The 23,114-nt window shown below is 42.5% G+C and carries 22 protein-coding genes and 3 tRNA genes; 6 read left to right on the forward strand and 19 right to left on the reverse strand.

Annotation, left to right across the window (positions count from 1 at the left end; all coding sequences use genetic code 11):
- The 15 genes from H3U82_RS09300 to H3U82_RS09370 form a co-directional block, all read right to left on the reverse strand.
- A partial coding sequence (locus H3U82_RS09300) for a hypothetical protein (protein WP_198210311.1) occupies nt 1-2,522 on the reverse strand: 2,522 nt, incomplete at its 3' end.
- A 406-nt stretch (nt 2,523-2,928) separates the two neighbouring features.
- Entirely contained in the window at nt 2,929-4,188 is a 1,260-nt protein-coding gene (murA, locus tag H3U82_RS09305) for a UDP-N-acetylglucosamine 1-carboxyvinyltransferase (RefSeq protein WP_084547387.1), read from the reverse strand.
- 39 nt (nt 4,189-4,227) lie between these two features.
- A complete protein-coding gene (locus H3U82_RS09310; RefSeq protein WP_025329856.1) occupies nt 4,228-4,476 on the reverse strand; it encodes a BolA family protein in 249 nt (82 codons plus the stop codon).
- Nucleotides 4,477-4,530: 54 nt separating this feature from the next.
- A complete protein-coding gene (locus tag H3U82_RS09315) occupies nt 4,531-5,292 on the reverse strand; it encodes an ABC transporter permease (protein ID WP_038648602.1) in 762 nt (253 codons plus the stop codon).
- Nucleotides 5,289-6,209 (reverse strand): ABC transporter ATP-binding protein, encoded by a 921-nt coding sequence (locus H3U82_RS09320; RefSeq protein ID WP_198210313.1) that lies wholly within the window; start codon nt 6,207-6,209, stop codon nt 5,289-5,291. The genes H3U82_RS09315 and H3U82_RS09320 overlap by 4 nt, the downstream gene beginning before the upstream one ends.
- A 46-nt stretch (nt 6,210-6,255) precedes the next feature.
- Nucleotides 6,256-6,453, reverse strand: a complete 198-nt coding sequence (yacG, locus tag H3U82_RS09325) for a DNA gyrase inhibitor YacG (RefSeq protein WP_025329859.1) — start codon at nt 6,451-6,453, stop codon at nt 6,256-6,258.
- Nucleotides 6,453-7,205, reverse strand: coding sequence for a cell division protein ZapD (zapD, locus tag H3U82_RS09330; RefSeq protein ID WP_198210368.1), 753 nt, complete (start codon nt 7,203-7,205; stop codon nt 6,453-6,455). Before zapD ends, yacG begins: the two co-directional genes overlap by 1 nt.
- 5 nt (nt 7,206-7,210) lie before the next feature.
- The gene (gene coaE, locus H3U82_RS09335) at nt 7,211-7,825 is read right to left on the reverse strand and encodes a dephospho-CoA kinase (RefSeq protein WP_084551530.1); all 615 of its coding nucleotides are present in this window, start codon (nt 7,823-7,825) and stop codon (nt 7,211-7,213) included.
- Nucleotides 7,822-8,673: an A24 family peptidase gene (locus H3U82_RS09340; RefSeq protein WP_198210315.1), complete on the reverse strand. Its 852-nt coding sequence runs from the start codon at nt 8,671-8,673 to the stop codon at nt 7,822-7,824. Before H3U82_RS09340 ends, coaE begins: the two co-directional genes overlap by 4 nt.
- 6 nt (nt 8,674-8,679) lie before the next feature.
- A complete protein-coding gene (locus H3U82_RS09345; RefSeq protein ID WP_084585192.1) occupies nt 8,680-9,912 on the reverse strand; it encodes a type II secretion system F family protein in 1,233 nt (410 codons plus the stop codon).
- Between the two features lie 48 nt (nt 9,913-9,960).
- A complete protein-coding gene (gene pilB / locus H3U82_RS09350; protein ID WP_084547380.1) occupies nt 9,961-11,640 on the reverse strand; it encodes a type IV-A pilus assembly ATPase PilB in 1,680 nt (559 codons plus the stop codon).
- Between the two features lie 201 nt (nt 11,641-11,841).
- Complete coding sequence (gene recJ, locus H3U82_RS09355; protein ID WP_198210317.1) at nt 11,842-13,539, reverse strand: single-stranded-DNA-specific exonuclease RecJ; 1,698 nt, start codon at nt 13,537-13,539, stop codon at nt 11,842-11,844.
- The gene (locus H3U82_RS09360; protein WP_198210318.1) at nt 13,536-14,510 is read right to left on the reverse strand and encodes a hypothetical protein; all 975 of its coding nucleotides are present in this window, start codon (nt 14,508-14,510) and stop codon (nt 13,536-13,538) included. The genes recJ and H3U82_RS09360 overlap by 4 nt, the downstream gene beginning before the upstream one ends.
- Nucleotides 14,511-14,613: 103 nt before the next feature.
- Nucleotides 14,614-15,216 carry a tyrosine-protein phosphatase gene (locus H3U82_RS09365; RefSeq protein WP_084585188.1) on the reverse strand — a complete coding sequence of 201 codons (603 nt, stop codon included), beginning with the start codon at nt 15,214-15,216 and terminating at the stop codon, nt 14,614-14,616.
- Nucleotides 15,195-16,955 (reverse strand): M61 family metallopeptidase, encoded by a 1,761-nt coding sequence (locus tag H3U82_RS09370; RefSeq protein ID WP_198210319.1) that lies wholly within the window; start codon nt 16,953-16,955, stop codon nt 15,195-15,197. The genes H3U82_RS09365 and H3U82_RS09370 overlap by 22 nt, the downstream gene beginning before the upstream one ends.
- A 13-nt stretch (nt 16,956-16,968) precedes the next feature.
- Between H3U82_RS09370 and H3U82_RS09375 the strand changes: the two genes are divergently transcribed.
- Nucleotides 16,969-17,118: a hypothetical protein gene (locus H3U82_RS09375; protein ID WP_198210320.1), complete on the forward strand. Its 150-nt coding sequence runs from the start codon at nt 16,969-16,971 to the stop codon at nt 17,116-17,118.
- Nucleotides 17,119-17,157: 39 nt separating this feature from the next.
- Here the strand turns inward: H3U82_RS09375 and gap are convergent, their stop codons facing one another.
- From gap to folD, 3 genes are all read right to left on the reverse strand, one after another.
- Nucleotides 17,158-18,186: a type I glyceraldehyde-3-phosphate dehydrogenase gene (gene gap / locus H3U82_RS09380; protein ID WP_198210325.1), complete on the reverse strand. Its 1,029-nt coding sequence runs from the start codon at nt 18,184-18,186 to the stop codon at nt 17,158-17,160.
- Between the two features lie 123 nt (nt 18,187-18,309).
- Nucleotides 18,310-18,888 (reverse strand): hypothetical protein, encoded by a 579-nt coding sequence (locus H3U82_RS09385; protein ID WP_232336156.1) that lies wholly within the window; start codon nt 18,886-18,888, stop codon nt 18,310-18,312.
- A 189-nt stretch (nt 18,889-19,077) separates the two neighbouring features.
- Nucleotides 19,078-19,941: a bifunctional methylenetetrahydrofolate dehydrogenase/methenyltetrahydrofolate cyclohydrolase FolD gene (gene folD / locus H3U82_RS09390; protein ID WP_198207796.1), complete on the reverse strand. Its 864-nt coding sequence runs from the start codon at nt 19,939-19,941 to the stop codon at nt 19,078-19,080.
- A 212-nt stretch (nt 19,942-20,153) separates the two neighbouring features.
- On the opposite strand from folD, the gene H3U82_RS09395 reads away from it, so the two are divergent.
- The 5 genes from H3U82_RS09395 to rnhB all read left to right on the forward strand — a co-directional run bounded on the left by H3U82_RS09395 (nt 20,154) and on the right by rnhB (nt 22,347).
- Nucleotides 20,154-20,231 (forward strand) — tRNA-Pro (locus H3U82_RS09395).
- Nucleotides 20,232-20,269: 38 nt separating this feature from the next.
- A tRNA-Arg gene (locus H3U82_RS09400) sits at nt 20,270-20,346 on the forward strand.
- A 19-nt stretch (nt 20,347-20,365) separates the two neighbouring features.
- A tRNA-His gene (locus H3U82_RS09405) sits at nt 20,366-20,441 on the forward strand.
- Between the two features lie 131 nt (nt 20,442-20,572).
- Complete coding sequence (gene lpxB / locus H3U82_RS09410; RefSeq protein ID WP_198210329.1) at nt 20,573-21,745, forward strand: lipid-A-disaccharide synthase; 1,173 nt, start codon at nt 20,573-20,575, stop codon at nt 21,743-21,745.
- On the forward strand, nt 21,742-22,347 hold the full coding sequence (gene rnhB, locus H3U82_RS09415; protein WP_025329874.1) for a ribonuclease HII: 606 nt from the start codon (nt 21,742-21,744) through the stop codon (nt 22,345-22,347). Before lpxB ends, rnhB begins: the two co-directional genes overlap by 4 nt.
- Nucleotides 22,348-22,563: 216 nt before the next feature.
- Here rnhB and dksA read toward each other — a convergent pair whose 3' ends face one another.
- Nucleotides 22,564-22,980, reverse strand: coding sequence for an RNA polymerase-binding protein DksA (dksA, locus tag H3U82_RS09420; RefSeq protein ID WP_025329875.1), 417 nt, complete (start codon nt 22,978-22,980; stop codon nt 22,564-22,566).
- Between the last annotated feature and the right edge of the window lie 134 nt (nt 22,981-23,114).

Here is a 23,114-nt window from a genome sequence, read left to right on the forward strand (position 1 = left end):
TTATAACCATAGATAATTAAATCATAGTTATCTTTGCGGAATTTGACTTCGTCAGAATTAACATCGGTAAACTGGATGGTATCAGAAGCACCCTCAATATCATAAATTCTGTCCTGTCCATGACCTTTGGAAAATATATAAATATCGTTTCCCTTACCACCTTCCAGATAATCGTTGCCATTACCGCCAAACAGGATATTATTAGAGTTATTACCAATTATGGAATCATTACCATCCATTCCAAATATAATATTATTATTTTTAATGATGTCATCATTATTTGATCCGATGTATATTCCAGCTTTTAATAATGTTTTTTGATCAATTTGATGAAACCAGTCTGTTGTTAAATTATTTATTTCGGCATATTGTATATATTTTGCAAATATTGAATTACTTTCAACCCATTCATTACGTATCTCTGGCTTGTATGCAAATAATTCTATTAAATCATTAAATGCGGTTAGTGGACTTTCTTGAAATACTTTATCAAACTGAGTAGCAACACCGCTATAGTCTGCAATATACTGACTATCCTGTTTAAAATAATCAATCTGTGTAATATATTGTTTTAATCTTGTCTGAAATAATAACCCTTCATAAATCCCTTGTGCCATATTGTCATAACTTGATCTGATAGCATTCAATAAATTTTGCTGGTCAGTTTCAGTTAAGGCATAGAATTTTGAAGAAGTTTGACCTGTATAAGTATTTAAAATATTTACTTTCTTGGTCAATTCCTGAAAGCTGGCAATCCATTCATTACTCGGTGTATGTTGACCGCGATTTACCTGCCCGGGGGTAAGTCCAATGCCTTCTCCGCTGGTTATCACCCAATCTTCACTTAATGCTATACTTTTATTGATATCAAAAGCAGGGTCTGTTTTTGCCCATTCAATTATTAGTGAATCCAGTAATTTTAATTGTTCTTCTTTGGTTTTAGCCTTTGAATATTGCTCAAGAACTGATGCTAAATCTTTTGATAATGCTGCTGCTTCCCTTAGATCACGTAATCGTCCAATACCTCTAAGATTAGCTGATTGCATCTGCTCTTGAGTTAAATCTATATGATTAGTAAATTTACTATATAAACTATCATACATGAAATTGAGATCACCCATAGTACGTTCAGTACCATCTATGGTTTCGTAACTGCCTTTTTGGGCTAATATATTGCCATTTCCAAGTGCAGTATTAGTGTCTTCATATTGTAATTTGAGTGATTTTATTCCCAGTTCTTTTAATGTAAATAATTCATTTTCCTGACTAATGCCATCCTGATTTAAATCGCGCCAAACTTTCAGCTGATTAAAGTTGACATCTTCATCGTTAATGATACCATCGCCATTACTATCAAACTCACTTAATGCTTGATAACCATTAGTGGCTTTGGAGCCATCTGACAGAATAGTTCCGTCACCAAAAAGTTCACTACCGTCATTAATAATTCCATCACCATTACGATCAACTACCAGAAAACCATCATCAGGTTTAACCCAGCCGGTCGCTGTCTGTATACCACTTTTATCATGGTCAAACATAGCACCTTTAAAACCACCAGCAGCAACAGTTTCAATTCCATCACCGTCTAAGTCTAATACTAGCGGATCATAGAGATGGTATTTCCCATCCCGATTTAAATGTTGCCAGTCACCAAAATTAGGTAAATCACCATTCCAGCCTGTTTTATCGTATACAAAACCGAAAAAGGGATCAAATGCAGGTTCATTGGGGTCAAGTCCAAGTTTCTCTCCTACATTAAAATAATCCCATAACCAGTTTATTCCCATACCCACTCCAAAACCTACACCTGCTGCAATAGCTGCTGGAGCTGAGGCTCCGGCAGCTGCTGCAATAGCCCCAGCAGCAGCTGCTGCAGCCATTGAGCCTAGGATCGATACTCCTGTTTTGGCAATTTGATTTGCATCATTACTGTAAAGAGCCTTTCCCATTTTAGCTATTTTAAATAGAGAACCTAACATACCCATACTATCTTTGATGCCATAGCTGCCTATATCATCAGGAATATATGTTGGTTTCATTTGATTATAAATATTGTCAAGCGATGGTTCTAAAGTATTAAGAGCCTGAGTACCGATATCTTTAGAAAGCAATCCTTTTGAGGTAAAATTATTCAAGCCGTCTATAACTTTTTGGCTGCTATTCATAGCCATTTGCTGATAGGCATTCTGATTTGCTAAAGCTTTAGTATATTCATTACTTTCATTATTTTCTGACTTATATTTAGCAACCTGATTTGCATAATATTGAGCTTTAGCAAGATTTATATTTTTCTCAAAATTGTTACTTACTATTTCGACAAGTTGCTGACGCTGTACGTCTGATAATTCAGTTTCATCATACGTATATTTTATATATTCATTAATAGTATTTTTCAGAGTATTAGAAATAATTGTAGGTTTATCAGGCTGAAAACAAGTTTTAATTTCATTCCATAATGAATTAATTTCATTATCAGAAAGATTAAATGATTGTTCGGAATTTTTATTAAAGTTTTCCATAAGACATGTCTCAGGTGGTTGAAAAATATATACGGTATTGCGAAAGCAGAATAAATAAAATTAACAAAATTATTTATATATATTACAAATAAATAACTTTAATTTACATATAAAATTCATTATATATATTTTTTTTATATAAATCTAATGCTTATGTTATTTTTATAAAAAATGTAAAATTTTTTTATATTTAGGTATTTTGAAAGTACAGGATATAATTTATTTAAAATTGCATTTCAAATTTCAATTGAAGTATATTTTTATAAGTTAAATTAAATTTATAAAATTTAAAATATTATTTTTATATTAATTTATTAGATTTATTAATTCAATTTTTCTAAAGTATAAATATAAATAAACAGAGCTATTTAGAAATTTCTAAATAGCTCTGTTTGATATACATCAATTAGTGGTCATTAATGCGTTCAATAATTGCGCCCACTCCGCCTAGCTTCTGTTCTATATTTTCATAGCCGCGATCAAGATGATAAATACGTTCAACTGTAGTTTCACCACTGGCTACCAGACCGGCAAGTACCAGACTGGCAGAAGCGCGTAAATCGGTAGCCATAACAGTTGTACCAGATAATTGTTCTACACCTTCCACAATTGCAGTATTACCTTCAGCGGATATCCGGGCACCCATGCGATTAAGTTCGGGTACATGCATAAAACGGTTTTCAAAAATGGTTTCTACTACTTTACTGTTACCGCTGGCAATACTATTCATTACCATAAACTGTGCTTGCATATCGGTAGGAAATGCCGGATAGGGGAGGGTGCGGATATCGATAGCTTTGGGACGCTGTTGCATGTCGATGCTGATCCAATCGTCACCGGCTTCAATAATTGCGCCGGCTTCACTTAGTTTTTCCAGAATGGCCTGCATGGTTTTAGGTGCGGCATGTTTAAGAACGACTTTGCCGCCGGTCATAGCCACTGCACACAAAAAAGTTCCGGCTTCTATGCGGTCGGGAACGACACGGTGACTGCATCCATGCAATTTTTCTACACCGGTAATAGTAAGAGTCGGTGTACCTATTCCCTGAATATTGGCACCCATTTTAACCAGGCAATCGGCAAGATCGGTAACTTCCGGTTCCATGGCAGCATTTTCCAGAATAGTCGTTCCGTTTGCCAGTGTTGCAGCCATTAACAGATTTTCTGTGCCGGTTACGGTAACCATATCCATAACAATATGTGCACCTTGCAGACGTTTTGCCCGGGCTTTGACATAACCATGCTCAATACTGATTTCTGCCCCCATGGCTTCAAGCCCTTTGAGGTGCTGGTCTACCGGTCTCGATCCGATGGCACAGCCTCCGGGTAGGCTGACCTGAGCCTCACCAAAGTGTGCCAGTGTGGGACCCAGTACCAGAATAGATGCACGCATGGTTTTAACCAGATCGTATGGTGCACAGGTATTATTGATACTGTTACAGTTTATTTCAAATTCCTGAATATTATCTGTAAGTACACGTGCTCCCATGCCCTGTAACAGTTTTTGGGTGGTTTTAACATCACGAAGCATGGGCACATTGGTCAGATGCAGGGTATCACGAGTCAGTAAGGAGGCACATAACAAAGGTAAAGCGGCATTTTTAGCGCCGGAAATAACAATTTCACCGTGTAATGCGCCGTTAGCACGGATTTTTAATTTTTCCATATGGATTCTCAATTATGGCAATAGTGTCTGTTTGCCGGATTAATGCTGTTTGACAGCCCATTCGTCAGGAGTGGCGGCAGTGGTAATGGATAGTGCATGTAATTCATTACTGGCAATCTGCTGCGCTAGCCCGTCTTTAATCATACGATGGCGTGCCAGCCGGTTTTTTCCGTTAAAGGCACTGGATACAATCCGGGCAAAGAAATGATGACCATCACCTTCAACCTCAAGATATTCACAAGGTAGAAGGTTTGCAATCATGGTTTTAACTTCTTCTGGTGTTAACATAACGTGCTCCGGAATAGTTATTAATAAGGCGGCTATTATAGCGTTTTGCTGTGTCTAATTGCGTAATTTCCAGCCTGATTTCAGGATGCCGCAGACAAGAAAACACAGGACGATAGCAAAGCTGCCGACTACCGTTAGTGCAAGCCAGGGAGAGGAATCACTCTGGCCAAAAAAACCAAAACGGAAGCCGTCAATCATATAAAAAACCGGATTGAAATGGCTGAGTGAACGCCAGAATTCAGGCAGGCTGTTGATAGAATAGAATACACCGGACAGAAATGTTAAAGGCATGATAAGAAAGTTCTGAAAAGCGGCCAGCTGATCAAATTTTTCTGCAACAATGCCGGCAAGTAAGCCAAACATACCCATAATGGCACATCCGAGCAGTGCAAATGTTATTATCCAGCCGATATGATGTGGCATGGTTAATCCGAAAAAAGCTGTTACTGCTATGACTCCAATACCTACCATCAGTCCGCGTAGGATGGAAGCGCCGACATAAGCGCAAAAGAAAGCAATGGTACCCAATGGCGGCAACAGAATAAATATCAGATTACCGGTAATCCGTGACTGAATCAGGCTGGAAGATGAGTTGGCAAAAGCATTTTGCAGCATGGACATCATAGCCAGGCCCGGTATCAGAAATACATTGTAACTGACTCCCGGTAATATATCAGGACGCCCCTGCATTACATGAGCAAATATCAGCTGATACAGCAAGGCGGTGAGGATAGGAGCAGATAAAGTTTGAAACCCTACTTTCCAGAATCGCAATACTTCTTTTTTAAAAAGGGTGTAGCAACCAATTGTATTCATTTTGTGCCTTTCGCATGGTCACTGGTCAGGCGCAGAAAAACGTTTTCCAGATCGTTTTCCAGAATATTCAGATTGATAACGTTAATTCTCTGAGTCTGCAGAATTTGTAATAAGGCTGTTAGCTGGTTGTAGTCAGTGAGTTTAAGCAGATAATGGTTATTATCATCTTCTTTAATCAGATAATGACGTAAATTATCCGGTAATGTTTGATCTGTAGTTAATGCCAGCCGTAATTCTGTTTCGGTATCCAGCAAATTGCGTGTGCTGTCCAGTGCGACAATTTCGCCATGTTTCAGCATGGCGATGCGATTGCATAATGATTGTGCTTCTTCCAGATAATGTGTGGTTAGAATAATGGTATGGCCGTCTGTATTCAGCCGGGTAATAAACTGCCACAGATTCTGACGTAATTCTACGTCTACTCCGGCTGTGGGTTCGTCCAGTACGATAACGGGCGGTCGGTGTACTAATGCCAGAGCAACCATAACGCGGCGTTTCATCCCGCCAGACAGATTACGTGTGTTTGTGTCGGCTTTATCTGTCAGTCCGAGACCGGCGATAATTTCATCTATCCAGTCATCGTTATTACGCAGACCAAAATAGCCGGACTGAAACTTCAGTGCTTCACGTACGTTAAAAAAAGGATCGAAAACCAGTTCCTGCGGAACGACACCCAGAAGTTTACGGGTAGTGTTTGCTTCCAGTTGTACATCATGACCACAAATGCTGATTTGTCCGGAAGTCAGGCGGCTTAGTCCGGCCATTGCGGAAATGAGAGTAGTTTTGCCGGCACCGTTAGGACCGAGTAAACCAAAAAATTCACCGGGCTGGACGCTAAAGCTGACACCTTTTAAAGCAGTAAAACCATTAGCATAGGTTTTTACTGCTTGTTTAATACAAAGAGCAGGGGAAGTCATAAAATTGAATATTTGTAAGGTTATAAGTGATATTTGCCGCTGTTTATCAATGCTTTGATGGTGTTATTTCTTCACTTAGCGGCTGATCTTCATCGGCTGGCAGATTATAATTTTCACTAGCCCATGCTCCCAGATCAATCATTTTGCAACGCTCTGAACAGAACGGACGAAAGCGGCTGGACGGAGTCCAGTCAACATTTTTCCCGCATATCGGGCAAATTACAGTGGTGATTTTTTCAGTCATTATTTGATTACCGGATCAAAGCTGCACATGACCAGAGTAAATGGTATATCAGTGGTTAAAACCTGGCCACGTGCCTGTTGTTGTGAAGCCTGTAAAAAGCGAATATGGGTAAAATATTTATTAGCAGATACTTCTGGCAGTGCAGTGGCATTTTGGGAAACATTAATACCCAGTAGATGAATGTTCTGTCCAAGGCTGTTGTGCTGATAACTTCCGCTTGTTGCCAGACAGTCTACAGACAGACTGTTTTGACGCAGAATTTCCAGTAGCAGTTTGATGGCTTCATAAGTAGGTAACAGACTTTGGATCCACTGACGTAACTGTAATTCACGTTCTGCCGGTTTTTTTTGTTGCCAGTAATAATAGGAAGGCAAATCATACGGGCTGGTACCGCCGGGTACGAATATTCGCTGTTTAATTGCCATCAGCCATTCATTTTCGCGCAAATGCTGTCCGAATTTTTGCTGAACGCTTTGCAGATTTGTAATTGCAGTTTGTATATCTACCAGGACATTTTTACCTTCTTCACCACGTTGTCTGGCCAGACTTTTTTGTCGTTCCAGTTCTTGCAGAATATCCAGTTTCAATTCGGCACGTGCTGCTGCTTCCATGATTTCGAATAGTGAGAATAATGCACAATGATGTGCCCAGATTTCACTGCGTATCACTACTTCATGGAAGTGTTTGAACAGATGTGCTATGCGCAGGAAATTACGGACGCGCTCAGACAAAGGATGTTCGAAATGGATAATATCTGTCATAACTTGGCTGGTGTTAGAGCTTGATAGAAATGATGCAGCTGGATAACTTTCCGGTTAAGTTCCTGCCAGTTGCCATCGTTGATAATGATGTCATCGGCAATGGCTTTCCGGCTATTACTGTCAGCCTGCTGCGCCATGATAGCACGGATTGTTGATTCGTCCAGATTACTGCGCTGCCGAACTCTTTGAATACATATGTTAACCGGTGCTTCGATAATGAGTATACGTTGTACCAGTTGTTGAAATTCTGGTTTTTCTGCCAGTAAAGGAATTTCAATAATTCCATAATGCTGATTCAAAACGATTTGCTGTTTTGCTTGCTGAAGACTTTGCAGAATTAGCGGATGGAGAATATTTTCCAGCAGAATACGATTCTGTGAATCGGCAAACACCCAATTACGCAGTTTTGGCCGATCCAGACTGCCGTCAGTAAGAAATAGATTATTCCCGCACTGTCTGCGGATTTCAGGTAACGCCAGACCGCCAGGAGCAGTAAGCTGGTGTGCGATTTCATCTGCATTCAGTACTGGTATGCCCAGAGCAGTAAAACAGCTTGCTACGGCAGATTTTCCACTACCTATGCCACCGGACAGACCTATCCAGAACGTCATGTACTAAACCCGGAAAGACGCAGCCACCAGTGAATCAACTGATTAATCTGACTGTTTGTCATCCACACAATCCAGCCTGCAATGGCCAGTGCCGGACCAAAAGCCATAGGCTGGCTGCGGGCAACTCTGAGAATAAGTGAAGCAATAATACCGACAATTGCTGCCATAAATACAATTAAAGGCAATGCAGAAGCACCCATCCACGCACCAAGGGCAGCCAGTAGTTTAAAATCACCATAACCCATACCATCTTTACCGGTTAGTAGTTTGAATAACCAGAAAAGTGACCACAAGCTCAGATAGCCTAATGCAGCACCCCAGACAGCAGAAGCTAAGGGAACAAATTCACAATACCAGTTAAACAGTAAACCCAGCCAGAGTAGAGGTAAGGTGATTTGGTCAGGTAACAGCTGGGTTTCGGCATCTATAAAGGTCAGTGCAATCAGTGCGGCAGTCAGTATCAGACCGCCCGCAGCAATAGGTGTGACATCATAACGCCAGACTACTGCAGCAAATGCAATACCGGTTAATAATTCCACGCAAAAATAGCGTGGGCTGATGGATGCTGAACATGAAGCACAGCGTCCGCGTAGCAGTATATAACTGACAAGAGGTATATTCTGCCACCAGCGGATTTTATGCTGACAGTACGGGCAGGCTGAATGCGGAACACAGAGATTAAAGTGACTGGTGTGTTCTGCAGGCAGTTGCAATGCCATTCGTGCTTCTGCCTGCCAGCTTCGTTCCATCATAATGGGTAAACGATAGATCACTACATTCAGAAAACTGCCAACAGCACATCCCGATATTAATGCAATGACGCTAAAAAACAGAGTATCAGTTAACATCAGGTATTAACCTACAGCATTACCGATATTAAATAGCGGTAAATACATGGCAACCAGAATTATCCCGACAATACCACCAAGTACAACCATAATAATCGGTTCCATCAATGAAGACAGTTGTGCAACGGCAGTATCTACATCTTCTTCATAGAATTCTGCGGCTTTATTGAGCATGTCATCCAAAGAACCTGATTCTTCACCGATTGAAGCCATTTGCATCACCATGTTCGGAAACAACTCTGTTGCCTGCATGGCTGAGGTAAGAGAAATACCCTGATTAACTTTGGCACGGATTTCCTGAGTAGCTTCTTCATAGCGAATATTACCGGAAGCTCCGGCAACTGAATCAAGAACTTCTACCAATGGTACGCCTGCTGCAAATAGAGTTGCTGTTGTACGAGACCAGCGTGCAATGGTGGCTTTACGAACGATTTGGCCGAAAATAGGCATTTTTAACAGCATATAATCAAAACGTTTTTTCAGATCATCTGAGTTCTGATACCACTTAAATAAGCCAATTGCACCACCTATCAGTGCGATGATGACAAATATGCCGTAATGTACAAAGAAATTGGAAATATTCATCATGAACTGAGTCAAACCAGGTAATGGTACGCCCATACTCTCGTAAACTTTACCAAATGAAGGTAATACGAACATCATCATGACGATTACCAGTGCGATTGCTACGACTACTACCACAGCTGGGTAGGTCAAGGCACTTTTAACTTTTTTCTTGATACCCTGAGTTTTTTCTTTATATACCGACAGCTTGTCAAGAATAGCCTCTAGTACACCACCGGCTTCACCTGCATGCACCAGATTACAGTAAAAATGATCGAAATATTTTGGATGTTTAGAAAAAGACTCTGCCAGAGATGTACCTTGCTCAACATCAGAGCGGATTTGCATCAATAGCTGGGTCATTGCAGGGTTAGAATGACCTTTGGCTGCAATATCGAAAGCCTGCATCATAGGTAGACCGGATTTCATCATGGTGGATAATTGCCGGGTAAAAACGGTAATATCTGCCTGACTGATTTTCTTTTGGCGCTGTTTTTTGACCTTGGCAATCTGTATTACACGAATTTGACGCCGGGTTAGCTTGGCGCGTGCATCAGCCTCGTCTTTCGCGACAACTTCTCCGCGTACAATCTGTTCAGTTTTAAGGTTTTTGCCTTCAAAACTGAAACTGGTTCCGGTGGATTTGGTTTTGGATACTGCTACGGGTTTATTCATAGTGTTCTCTCACAGTATTGACTTAATTGTATAGGCGAACAATCAGTTTTAATCATTAGTGCTAGCAAGAATCTCGTCCAGAGACGTTATGCCTTCCATGACTTTCAGTAAACCGGCATGGCGTAAATCAACTAGCCCTTCCTTGAGCGCCTGAGTGCTGATATCAACTTCATTACCATTATTCATGATAATACGTTGCATTTCATCACTGACCGGCATAACTTCATATACGCCGGCGCGTCCTTTATAACCTTTACCCTTACACCTTTCACAACCTACTGGCCGGTAGAATGTCCATTCTTTGGCGAGATCTTCATCTGAAAAACCTGCTTTTTTCAGTGCAAATTCAGGCGGACGCTCTGCCGGTGCCTTGCAAGTACATAAACGCCGCACCAGACGTTGTGCCATAATCAGATTTACTGAGCTGGCAATATTAAATGGAGCAACGCCCATATTCAGCATACGGGATAATGTAGCCGGGGCATTATTGGTATGCAGAGTTGAAAATACCATATGGCCGGTTTGTGCAGCTTTAATGGCAATATCCGCGGTTTCCAGATCTCGGATTTCCCCCACCATAATGATATCCGGATCCTGACGCAGAAACGATTTTAACGCTGCAGCAAATGTCAGTCCTTGTTTATCATTAACATTTACCTGGTTAATACCAGGCAGGTTAATTTCCGCAGGGTCTTCAGCAGTGGAAATATTTACACTGTCGGTATTAAGAATATTAAGGCAGGTATACAGTGATACGGTTTTACCGGAACCGGTAGGGCCGGTAACCAGCACCATACCGTATGGCCGGTGGATGGCCTCAAGCAGTAATTCTTTCTGAAATGGCTCAAAACCAAGTTGTTCAATATTCAGAGTAGCCGCATCCGAATTCAGGATACGCATTACAATTTTTTCCCCGAACAGAGTGGGCAGTGTGCTGACACGGAAATCAATTGGCTTGGCACCTTTACGGAACTGAATCTGAATACGTCCGTCCTGAGGAATACGTTTTTCAGAAATGTCCAGTTTGGCCATTACTTTAATACGTGAAGCGATCTGGCTGCGAATATTCAGTGGCATACGTACCACTTCACGCAACTGTCCGTCAACGCGAAAGCGTACTCGTGCCATTTCTTCATAAAATTCAAAATGGATATCTGATGCGCCGCTGTTTAATGCATCTCCAAGTATTTTAAAAACAAATTTTGCAATTGGTCCATTTTCGCCATCTTCGTCATCTGCAGACATGGCGTTATTTTCTACAGCACTGGAGTCACCAATTGAATCCATATCTTCCAGAAGGTTGGTGGATTCCTGACCAAGATTTTCCAGTAATTGGCGTAACTGACTATCGCGGACTATAACCAGATTCAGTACGCAGCCGGCATCTGTGGCAATTTTCTGGTAATGCTGAATTGATGTAGGATCAGATACAGCTAAAAACAGTCGATTACCGCGCTTGAATAGCGGCACGCAAATGTATTGCTGCATTATTTTCAGATTAATTAAATCCAGCGGTACCAGACTTTGATTATATGGCTCCAGATTCAGGTAAGGAATACCGAATACACCGGACAGAAAGCTGGCCAGTTTATCAGCATTGATGGCTCCAGATTGTAGTAGTGCCGGTATAACCGGACGTTTCTGTTCCAGTTCCTGACGCAGTTTTTCTGCTTTTTCTGCGTCAATAATCTGGTGCTTATATAAAACCCTGATCAGTCCAAGACTCATACAAATTAATTCCCGTCTCCATAACTTCTGAGTTTACATTCTGGTAAATGCTGTACCTGTTCAGGTTTGACTGAAATATTACTGCATACAGCACACTTTTTTCTAACCTGTATCAGATAAAAGACCAGAGTAAATTCATGTTAATGTTTAATTGTGCTAATTATAAGTGAATTTGTGTATTTAAACAGCCTATATATCGGTTTAATTACAAATTTCCCAGTAATCTGCATATAACTGTAATTCCATTTGCTGGTGCCACTGGTTGGCAATTAGCCGGTAAACCACGCGAATATGTTCCGGTAAGGTGGCTGTACAGCGGAAAAACATAACTTCATATTCACAGTTGTTCTTGTGTAACACTGCTTTAATATGGCCGGTACCCACTATTTGTTGTCTGATTACTTTAAATTCATCGCAAAAACGGGGTTCAGGAAAATTCTGGCCCCATACCAGAGCCGCCAATTGCTGTGCTGTGGCTAAGTTCAGATATTGATTGTCTAATGAACCATCAGTCTGGTACGTATAGTTTAAATCCGCCGGCCGGATGAGTTGCCGGCAGACTGCCTCAAATTCATTTTGGAAAACTGCCAGATGTATTTCGGAAATACTTAAGCCTGCAGCCATAGCATGTCCGCCAAACTTCTGGATAATATCCGGCCGGCGTTTACTGACCATATCCAGTGCATCACGTAGATGTAAACCGGTAATAGACCGGCCGGAGCCGCGTAATGTACCATCTTCCGCCTGAGCAAAAACAATACTGGGTCGATGAAAGGTTTCGCGTAACCGGCCTGCTAAAATTCCGGTTACTCCCTGATGCCAGTTATCATGATAAGCAACGATGCTATAGCTGTTTTCTGTATTGAAGCCGGCCATTTGCAGATTAGCTTCATCCTGCATGCTGCGCTGAATCTGACGACGTTCATGGTTCAGATCATTCAGTTGTTCGGCCAGATCGGTTGCACTTTCCATATCATCGCTCAACAGACAGGCTATACCCAGACTCATATCATCCAGTCTGCCGGCAGCATTCAGACGGGGTCCGATAGCAAAACCCAGATCAAATGCATGTGCCTGTTGCGGGTTGCGTTTGGCCACTGCAAACAAGGCGCGTATTCCTGCTTGCATTTTATCAGCTTTAATTCGTCTGAGTCCCTGAGTTACCAGCAGGCGATTATTCTGATCAAGAGGTACCACATCGGCGATGGTGCCCAGTGCCACTAAATCAAGCCATTGAGCGAGATTAGGTTCCGGATGTTTACTAAACCAGTTTTGCTGGCGCAGATGGTAACGCAAAGCCATTAGTACGTAGAACATCACACCCACACCAGCCAATGCTTTACTGGGAAATTGATCATCTGGTTGATTAGGATTAACAATAATACATTCAGGCAGTTGTTCACCCGGCAGATGGTGGTCAGTAATCAGGACGTCCATGCCTAGCTGTTGTGCGCGTTGTACGCCGGCTACACTGGCGATACCATTATCCACGGTAAGCAGCAGGTTCGTACCTGCCTGAGCTGCAAGCTCAGCAATTTGTTCAGTTAAGCCATAACCATGTTCAAAGCGGTTGGGGACGAAAAAATCGGTTTGCGCTCCCATTGCCTGTAATCCGCGCATCCCTAAGGCACATGCTGTGGCTCCGTCTGCATCATAATCGGCAACAATCAGAATTTTTTCCTGCCGTTCGATTGCCTGAGCCAATCGTTCACTGGCGGCCTGAATATTTTTCAAATTCTGAAACGGTAACAGCGCAGATAAATTGTATTCAGTTTCACTTTTGTTTTTAATTGCTCGTGTTGCATACAGTTTGGCCAGCAGAGGATCAACACCCTGAGCAAGCAGAGTTTGCAGAGCATCAGTATCTACCGAACGGGTAATAATATGTGCCGGCTTCATAAATTTAATCCGGTAAAAGGTTGGGTTTTAGTTCGGAACAAACGAAATCTGGGCTTGCGAATCTGAAGCAATCCGGCTTCACATCGGATATTCAGCTGGCTGATATGTCTGTTTTTTAATCCTGACAGCAAAGGTTGCCACCAGTCTTGTTCCCATTGATGCATTATTTGTGCATAGGTATAAACATCACCCTGATTTACTGGTAAGCATAAACTATCATTAAACAATACAATTTCCTGCTGGCCTGAATCTGACAGAGTATCCATTAATGCTGCGTAATTTAGCGGTAATTCATGCGCATGCAATGCCCACGAACTATTGGTATAAAGTAGTGTGTCGTGCTTTGCTGTGCCAATAAGGTCTTTTTCAAACCATAAACCATTAATCGTGGGCAGACCGCGTGTGCTGCGTTCCTGATTCAGTGGATGCTGATGCAGCAACATTTGCAGCTCAGTTTGCTGTTGCAGAATCAGGGTTGCATCTTTACCCGAAGGTTTGGCGGTACCATCTATGCAACCTGACAAATCAAGTAAAGATGACAGGGTAAAATCAAATACCCGTGGCGTGGTAACTAGCCATAAATCCGGTCTGACCGGAGAAAACCGCCAGCCATCTGGCTGTAACCATGTGCTTAATACTTCACAGAAAGCTTTTGCCTCTTCTGGATTCAAACCAAGAGCATTTCCGTCAAGATACTGAAGCTGATGCATGCCGGCTGTCTGGTTTATAGGTGTGACAATAAGGCCGCAATATTCCCGGTTTAGGTTTAATTGCTGCTGAGCCTGTTGTACCCATGAACCTTCCCACAGATATTGCCGGTATAACTGACTTCTGTTTATGGTTTGTAATGTATGCTTGCTCCATTGCCGCAAGGTATTCAGTGCCGGTAGCTGTAAGTCAGGTAACGCAGCTTCTTGATGCGGCCATAATAAACCCGGCAGAACGAGAGTTATACTTAAATCGGCTGACATGAATACACAATTTCCCAGTATAAAAGTCAATATCACTTTGATTTTTTTTATCAAATCAGATTGTTAATTTGATGCTATACTTTTAATTTATTTCATCACGGAATTATTCGAATACAGCCTGACGAATTTTTTCAACATCAACATCTTCAATATACCTTTGTATGTTAGGGTAAACATTGTAATGATGTTCCAGTTCAGGCTTCATTAATTCATCAATAACCTGTTTTTTAGTCCAATTTTGAAAGATTAACCGATACATCGCGATAACTACTCCGGTGCGGTCACTGCCATGCCAGCAATGAATTAATATCGGTTTAGGCGAATTTTTGATGGCTTTAAGGATTTGAATTATTTTTTCATCAGTAACCTTACCTGCCCGCATATTAATCCGAACCTCAGCAATTCCGGTATTGGTCAGTTTATCCCGATCACTATGCCATAAACGCAAATTAATTATCGTTTTAATCCCTATCGTATTAAGCTGTTCAATCTCTTTTAAAGAAGGTTGTTCAGACCGGTATATATCGTCAGATACTTTATAAAAGTTGTCGGGTAACTGGTTAGAATTATCATTGGATCGACAGCTGCTAATGATTAAACATAAGCAGCACCATAAAAAAATGTTCGCTATTTTTGTCATTCTAAAACCATTGTAAAGATAACGGTAAAAATATGCGGTTGAATTTAAGATTGTGGTTGTAACCATTGCTGTAACAGCAATACATCATCAATACTTAGCAGCGCAGTATCTGTTAATGCTGCCTGCGCCTGTAAGGTAGTCTGTCGCAGCAAACCATCACGGATGAAGTGTATCTGTACTGTTTCACCAACATGAATACGTGCCCACTGCTTATTAAAATCGGTAATAATTTCATCATTAATAGCAATCAGCTGGTCACCGGCACTCATACCTGCATTCTCGGCACTGCCTTGATTAAATACTTGTTGCAGGCTGACACCGAATGAGGCTGGCTGAACGCGGGCACCCAGATCTGCACTGGGCTGTTCGGCAACGGAATAATGCTCAACATATGCGCCACCATGCTGGCGAGGCAAGGCAGCCCAGTGGAGCTGTACACCAGCCTGCTGTAATTGTTCTGCCAAAGGCAAGTCTGCCGTGGTCATAATGTATTGCTGATAAACTTGAGTTAAGTCTATTCCGGTAGCTTGCTGGGCTATTTTCAGCCATTCATTTTCCGCCAGCCCCATACCCCGCTGACGCCAGTCCTGATACAGGGCACGCATAATATCATCCAAATTTTTTTGCTGGCCAGTATGCCGGCGGATATAGTGATCCAGACACAGAGCTGCCAGTGCGCCTTTCTGGTAATAGCTGACAATACTGTTGGCACTGTTTTCATTCTGTTTGTAATATTTTGTCCATGCAGTAAAGCTGGAATCTGCCAGACTTTGCTTTAAACGGCCGGCACCCTGTTGCACACGGGTAATGGTTTTGGCCAGTAATTGCAGATACTGCTCTGGTGTAATCACACCGCTGCGTACCAGAAACCAGTCATCATAATAGGAAGTGATACCTTCAAAAGCCCACAACAGCTTTGTATAAGCTTCATCATCCAGTTTGCTGTTTAAAAATGCAGAAGGAATAATAGATTTTACGTTCCATGCATGAAAATATTCATGGCTGAACAAACCCAGTAATGTAATATAAGCGTCGTTATTTTTTCCGTCTTTTTGCGGCAGATCATGCCGGTCGGCCATGAGGGCAGAGGAGGATTTATGTTCCAGTCCGCCATAAATGCCATTTCCGACAAAAAGTAAAAAGCTGTAGCGTTCAAACGGTGCCGGTGCGGCAAACATAGCAATTTCACTGGCACATATTTTGCTTACATCATCTACCAGACGCTGCTGATCGAAAGATGAGAAATGGCCGCTGATAACAATTTCATGTTCAATGCCGCCTGCACTAAATGGCAGACGCAGCAAATAGCCCATTTCCACCGGATAATCAATTAAAGAGCGGTAATTACTTACCTGATAAACATGGGACTGTGATGTTTGCGGCATGGTAGTGGCAATATCCCAGTTTTCAGGCAGGCCGGTAATGATTAACTGGCAGTTCTCCTGTTCACGCTGATTATGCCGTAAAAACAGACAGGCACCGTCAAAGAAACCTCGTTCAGTATTTAAAAAAGAGCCGCGCACAGAAGTATCGAAAGCATATACCAGATAAGTGATCTCCCATTTACCTGCCTGTCCGTTGCAAGCCCAGGTATTTTTATTTATCTGTTCAGCTGATGCCGGTGTATTGTTGCAACTGGCCGATAAAGTGACAATATGACGGGCAAAATCACGAATCATGTAACTACCGGGTACCCAACTGGGTAAACTCAGACTGAAATTCTGATTATCCAGTTGTGTGAAACTAAGGCGTACTTGCCACAGATGCTGAGTCAGAGAATGGGGTTGCAAATGATAGTTAAGCATAATTTGTGCCTCAATGAAGCGGAAAAGAAATATCAGCGTTGTCTGTCAGAGAAAAATTGCCAAGATTAATATTAACTTGGTTGAATTTGTTCTGGTGTTTGTATGGCAACAGGTACTGATTCTGTTTGCCACAATAGGTTCAGGCTGTCTGAAGCCTGTATAAGCGGATTCAGACAGCCTGTACTTCTGCTGGTAAAACGGGTTACGCGAGTGGAGTAACTTCCATGCCAAACATAGCACGTGCAGTATTCAGCATCTGGCAGCTAAAGCCCCATTCATTGTCATACCAGGCCAGTACTTTTACCATATTACCATTGGTAACTTTAGTTAATGTACTATCAAATATGGAAGCCTGAGTTGTATGATTAAAATCGGTGGAAACCAATGGCAGAGTATTGTAGCCCAGAATATATTTCATACTGCCTTCACTGGCTGCTTTAACTATGGCATTAACTTCTTCGATACTGGTGTTACGGGCGGCTTCAAACGTTAAATCAACCAGTGAAACATTAATTGTGGGAACACGTACTGCAAAGCCATCAAACTTACCCTGTAATTCCGGTAATACCAGTCCTACAGCCTTGGCTGCTCCGGTTTTGGTCGGAATCAGATTTTCAACAGCACTGCGGGCACGGCGTAAATCTTTATGGCGAACATCAGTCAGTACCTGATCATTGGTAAATGAATGAATGGTTGTCATTAAGCCTTTTACCATGCCCAGTTCGTCGTTAATGGCTTTTGCCACCGGTGCCAGACAGTTGGTTGTGCAAGAACCATTGGATATTACTGTCATTTCCGGTGTTAACACCTGATGATTAACTCCGTATACTACGGTGGCATCCACATCGGCACCGCCGGGTGCGGAAATCAGAACTTTTTTGGCACCACTTTGTAAATGAATGCTGGCTTTTTCTTTGGTAGTAAAAGCACCGGTACATTCCAGCACCAGATCGATACCCAGTTCACCCCAGGGTAATTCTGCCGGGTTACGGGTAGAAAAAAAACGGATGCGGTCGCCATTAATAATTAAAGCATCATTATCAGATGAAACATCTGCGGCAAAACGGCCATGAACCGTATCAAATTTTGTCAGGTGGGCACTGGTTTCCAGTGAACCGCTGGCATTTACCGCAACAATTTCCAACTGGTTGCTCAAGTTATAGTCATAGATTGCACGCAATACCTGGCGGCCAATACGGCCATAACCATTAATGGCAACTTTTAACGTCATGCTTATTCCTTTTTAAATCAACAAAACCAATCAGGCAAATTTGGGATGTACAGAGCGAAATGGTTTAAACCGTACCAAAAGCATCATATATTATAGCTGAACCGGTCTGTTTCCACATCTGTATCAGCGCATACCTGTTCCAGCTGACTGAGCTTCCAGCATTTGCCGGAATGCATCTGACATGCTGTTAATATCCACCCAGCCCATGGTGCTGAATAATAATAGCAGTATACCTCCGGCCAGACAGGTAATTAAGAAATAGATAATGTATCCCAAAAATACTTTAAATATATTTTGCTGACTGATGCGGATAAATCCAAAGATCTGTACTACCAATGTCCATAGCAACCATAAAGACCCCGGAGTGGCTAATACCTGTGGCCAGTATAGTGTGGCTAGTGTAGGCAGGATCAGCACTTCAGTGGCCAGTACGTAACCATACCAGCGTCCTGGCTGCTTATTGTAATAGCCTAGAATAATCTCCATTGCCATGCTCAGAACACCCCAGCGCACCACTGTTAACACAATGACAAAGATAGTTATACCGGTTTGCCGTCCCAGAATCTGTGACATATTGGCCATATTCAGCAGACCAAGCGCAAGTAAAACGGTAACGAAGATTAATGGATTGTAACGATAATGTGTTTTGGGATAAAAGCGCAGGCGCAGAGCAGCACAGGCGTCCAGAAAAAATTGATACATCAGGTTAATACCACAATTAGGGTTGTAAATAAGGATAGCTATTTTAATCGGCAGCCATTCTATCGCATCATAATCAAGTACAGACCAGAAGACTGATATGTCTATTTTACCAAGCAAACATGTTTGTTGTTTTGTATGATGGCTGATATTATTGTGTAATCAATACACAATATAGCTTTGCCGATAACGTCACGATTGTTTTGTATCGTGAATTTCTGCTGCTTTCAATGTGTTTTCCATTAAGGTAGCTATGGTCATAGGGCCTACTCCGCCCGGTACCGGTGTAATCATAGATGCACGTTCTCTGGCTGCATCAAACTCTACATCCCCGCACAACTGTCCGTTTTCCAGACGGTTAATTCCCACATCTATTACTACAGCCCCGGGTTTAATCCATTCACCTTTAACAAAGTTCGGAATGCCGACGCCTACAACCACAATATCAGCAGCAGCAACTTCCTGTGCCAGATTCCGGGTAGCACTATGACAGATTGTGACTGTCGCACGTGCCAGAAGTAATTCTAACGCCTGCGGTCGGCCGACAATATTTGAAGCGCCTACTACAACAGCTTTTTTACCGGTGATTGGTACCTGATAGGCATCCAGTAATGTCATTACTCCTTTAGGTGTACACGGACGCATTAATGGCATTTTTACCGCCAGCCGGCCAACATTATACGGATGAAAACCATCTACATCTTTATGAGGCACAATCCGTTCCAGTACCTGCTGACTGTCAATATGTGCAGGCAGTGGTAATTGCACCAGAATTCCGTCTATACCATTATCTGCATTCATTTCGTCAATCAAGGCCAGTAATTCGGCTTCAGTGGTATGTACAGGCAGCTCGTAACTGCGGGATTCAAAGCCAATGGTTTCACAGGCACGCTTTTTATTGCGTACATATACTGTACTGGCCGGATCTTCACCAACCAGAACCACGGCCAGACAGGGGCGGCGTAGCTGATTATCCAGACGCTGCTGTACACGAATGGTTAATTCTTGCAGGATTTGTTGGGAAATTTTTTTACCATCAATGAGTTGAGCGGTCATGAGAAAATTCCAGAGAAAAAGATTATGCCGATGGCAGGTAACTATCAGCTAATATTTACAAAAATAGCATTGTCGCATTTTTTTTAAGCGGTTTCATCTGCTTTTATATATAGCCATTCATATAAATCAGCCATATTTCAAAAATATGGCAAAAAAATTTACTTTACCTCTTGACGATAGTTTTTCAGGGCTGTATAGTTCGCCTCTCTCGTCGGGGTGTAGCGCAGTCTGGTTAGCGCATCTGCTTTGGGAGCAGAGGGTCGTGAGTTCGAATCCCACCACCCCGACCATATCGACCGAATCCTTGTCCGGATAGATTTGAGAGTACGCGCCCGTAGCTCAACCGGATAGAGCACCGGCCTTCTAAGCCGGGGGTTACAGGTTCGATTCCTGTCGGGCGCACCAAAGTTTGAAAAGTTTTATGGTGGCTGTAGCTCAGTTGGTAGAGCCCTGGATTGTGATTCCAGTTGTCGTGGGTTCGAGCCCCATCAGCCACCCCAATATAAAAGCCCAAGCCGTTTGCTTGGGCTTTTAATTTTTATGATACCCTTCGGGAATACACTATCGCCTGCTAAACTTGCTATCTATTACGTCTTACTATAATAGTTGCTTATAAAACTGCTATCCTGCTATGAATAAAGCTGCAACTGAACTTCCCATTTTAACCATAGCCTTGTGTGCCGGCGAAGCATCTGGTGATTTACTGGGTGCCCATTTGATGAATGCGATTCGTGCACGTTATCCGCGGGTACAGTTTGTTGGTATTGGCGGACCGCGGATGCTGGCAGCCGGAATACAAAGTCTCTATGATCAGGAAAAACTGGCAGTACGCGGTTTTGTTGAAGTTGTCAAAAAACTACCGGAAATTCTGGCCATTCGTCGCGGCCTGATTCGTTCACTGAAACAAATCAGACCACAGGTATTTGTCGGTATTGATGCACCGGATTTCAATCTGGGTGTTGCCGAAAGTTTAAAACAGGCCGGTATTGCTACCGTACATTATGTCAGTCCGTCTGTCTGGGCATGGCGGCGTAAACGGGTAAAAAAGATTGTTAAACAGGTGGACGAGGTATTATGCCTGTTTCCGATGGAACCTGAACTATACCGGCAGGCAGGCGGACGGGCACGTTTTGTCGGACATCCTCTTGCTCAGACTTTGCCACTGGTTATTGACAGAAAGGCGAAAAGGCAGCAGCTGAAACTGTCTGAACAGGCTCCAGTGTTTGTTTTAATGCCGGGCAGCCGGGTCAGTGAAATTGATTTCATGGCACCGATTTTTTTACAGGCTGCTGAAATTATTCACCAGCGTTATCCTCAGGCTCAGTTTTTACTACCACTGGCTACGGCGGCAACACGGCAGCGTATGCAGGATATTCTGGCTCAGCCGGTGTGGCAAAAATTGCCGATACGTTTAATGTCTGCACATGCAGAAATGGCCTGTCAGGCAGCCGATGTGGCACTGGTTACCAGCGGTACGGCCACGCTGGAAGTGGCTTTATGCCAGTGCCCTATGGTAATAAGCTATAAAATCTCACCTTTAACCTATGCATATGTCAAACATAAAATTAAAGTGCCGTATGTTGGTTTGCCTAATATTCTGTTAGACAGAGGTGTGGTACCTGAATTACTGCAAAGTAATGCAACACCACAAAAACTGGCAGAGGCTGTGATTCACTGGTACGAATCGCCACAGGAAGTACAGGATTTGCAGGCAGACTTTTCAGCACTACATCAGCAGCTGCGTTTGAATACTGATGAACTGTCTGCACAGGCGGTATTGCAGCATGCAACGGGGCAAATATGAATACAGAGCTGATGGTATTACCCAGCCATGCCGGTGTAGACGAAGCCGGTCGTGGTCCGTTAGTTGGCAGTGTATATGCAGCAGCAGTTATTTTACCGGCAGATTATGATTTACCCGGTCTTACTGATTCAAAAAAATTGTCCGAGAAAAAGCGTGATGAGCTGGCAATATTAATTAAGCAGCAGGCAACTGCATGGTCTGTAGCTGCAGCAGACGTGGCAGAAATACACCAATTTAATATTCTGTTTGCAACTATGCGTGCCATGGCTCGTGCTGTAGCCGGTTTGCATATTCAGCCGGCTAAAGTGTGGATAGATGGCAATCGCATTCCTGTTGATATGACTTTGCCGGCAGAAGCAGTAGTTAAAGGCGATCTCAAAATAGCCGCTATTTCAGCCGCCTCTATTCTGGCCAAAACGGCACGTGATGCAGAGATGTATGAGCTGGATAAATGTTATCCGCAGTATGGTTTTGCCCGTCATAAAGGCTATGGTACAGCCGCACATCTTGCTGCATTGCAACAGTTTGGTGTACTGCCACAGCACCGGCAGGATTTTGCACCTGTGAAAGCCTTGCTGGCGCAGGGAAAATACTGTCTCTGAGGCTATTCAACCGCGGGATTGTACTTTTATGCTTAATCTGTACATCGCTGTTATATTAATATTTTATGATTTCTGTTGAATTAATATCAAATAATTAGCAGCAGTTAATAATTATGCAAATCAGCGGTGAGGCATGCATTATCGCAATGATGATATGTAGCAATAATGCAAAAACGCTTTCCGGCAGGAAAGCGTTTTTAATCCATAACAGATAAATTAATCAACAAACTGTTTTTTAATTCGTTCACGTCGTTCCTGCGCTTCTACCGACAAAGTTGCAGTAGGGCGAGCGAGTAACCGTTTCAGACCAATAGGTTCGCCGGTATCCTGACAAAAGCCATAATCGCCTTCGTCTAGTTGGCGCAATGAAGCCTGAATTTTACTTAATAACTTACGTTCACGGTCACGGGTGCGCAATTCTAATGCATATTCTTCTTCCAGTGTTGCGCGGTCTGCAGGATCAGGCGTAGTAGCCTGCTCCTGTAAATGTCCGGCCGTATTGTTGGCATTATGAATCAGCTCATCCTGGAGTTTTAACAGCAAATCACGGAAGAAAGCTTGGTGTTCTTCATTCATGTATTCTTCTTCAGGGCCATTCCAGGCCTGGATGTCTTGTTCTGTGAGTTTGGCCATTGTACAGTCTTTCTTTTGCATAGCTCGATTAAGCAATTAGCTCAGGAACTGACAGCTTAATCTGGATTTGAAAATAACAGATACTGGATTTCAGGCTGTTAAAAAAGTTCGGGCATAATAGCATGTTTTTATAA

The organism is Snodgrassella sp. W8132, from assembly GCF_016100865.1.
Classification (GTDB): domain Bacteria; phylum Pseudomonadota; class Gammaproteobacteria; order Burkholderiales; family Neisseriaceae; genus Snodgrassella; species Snodgrassella alvi.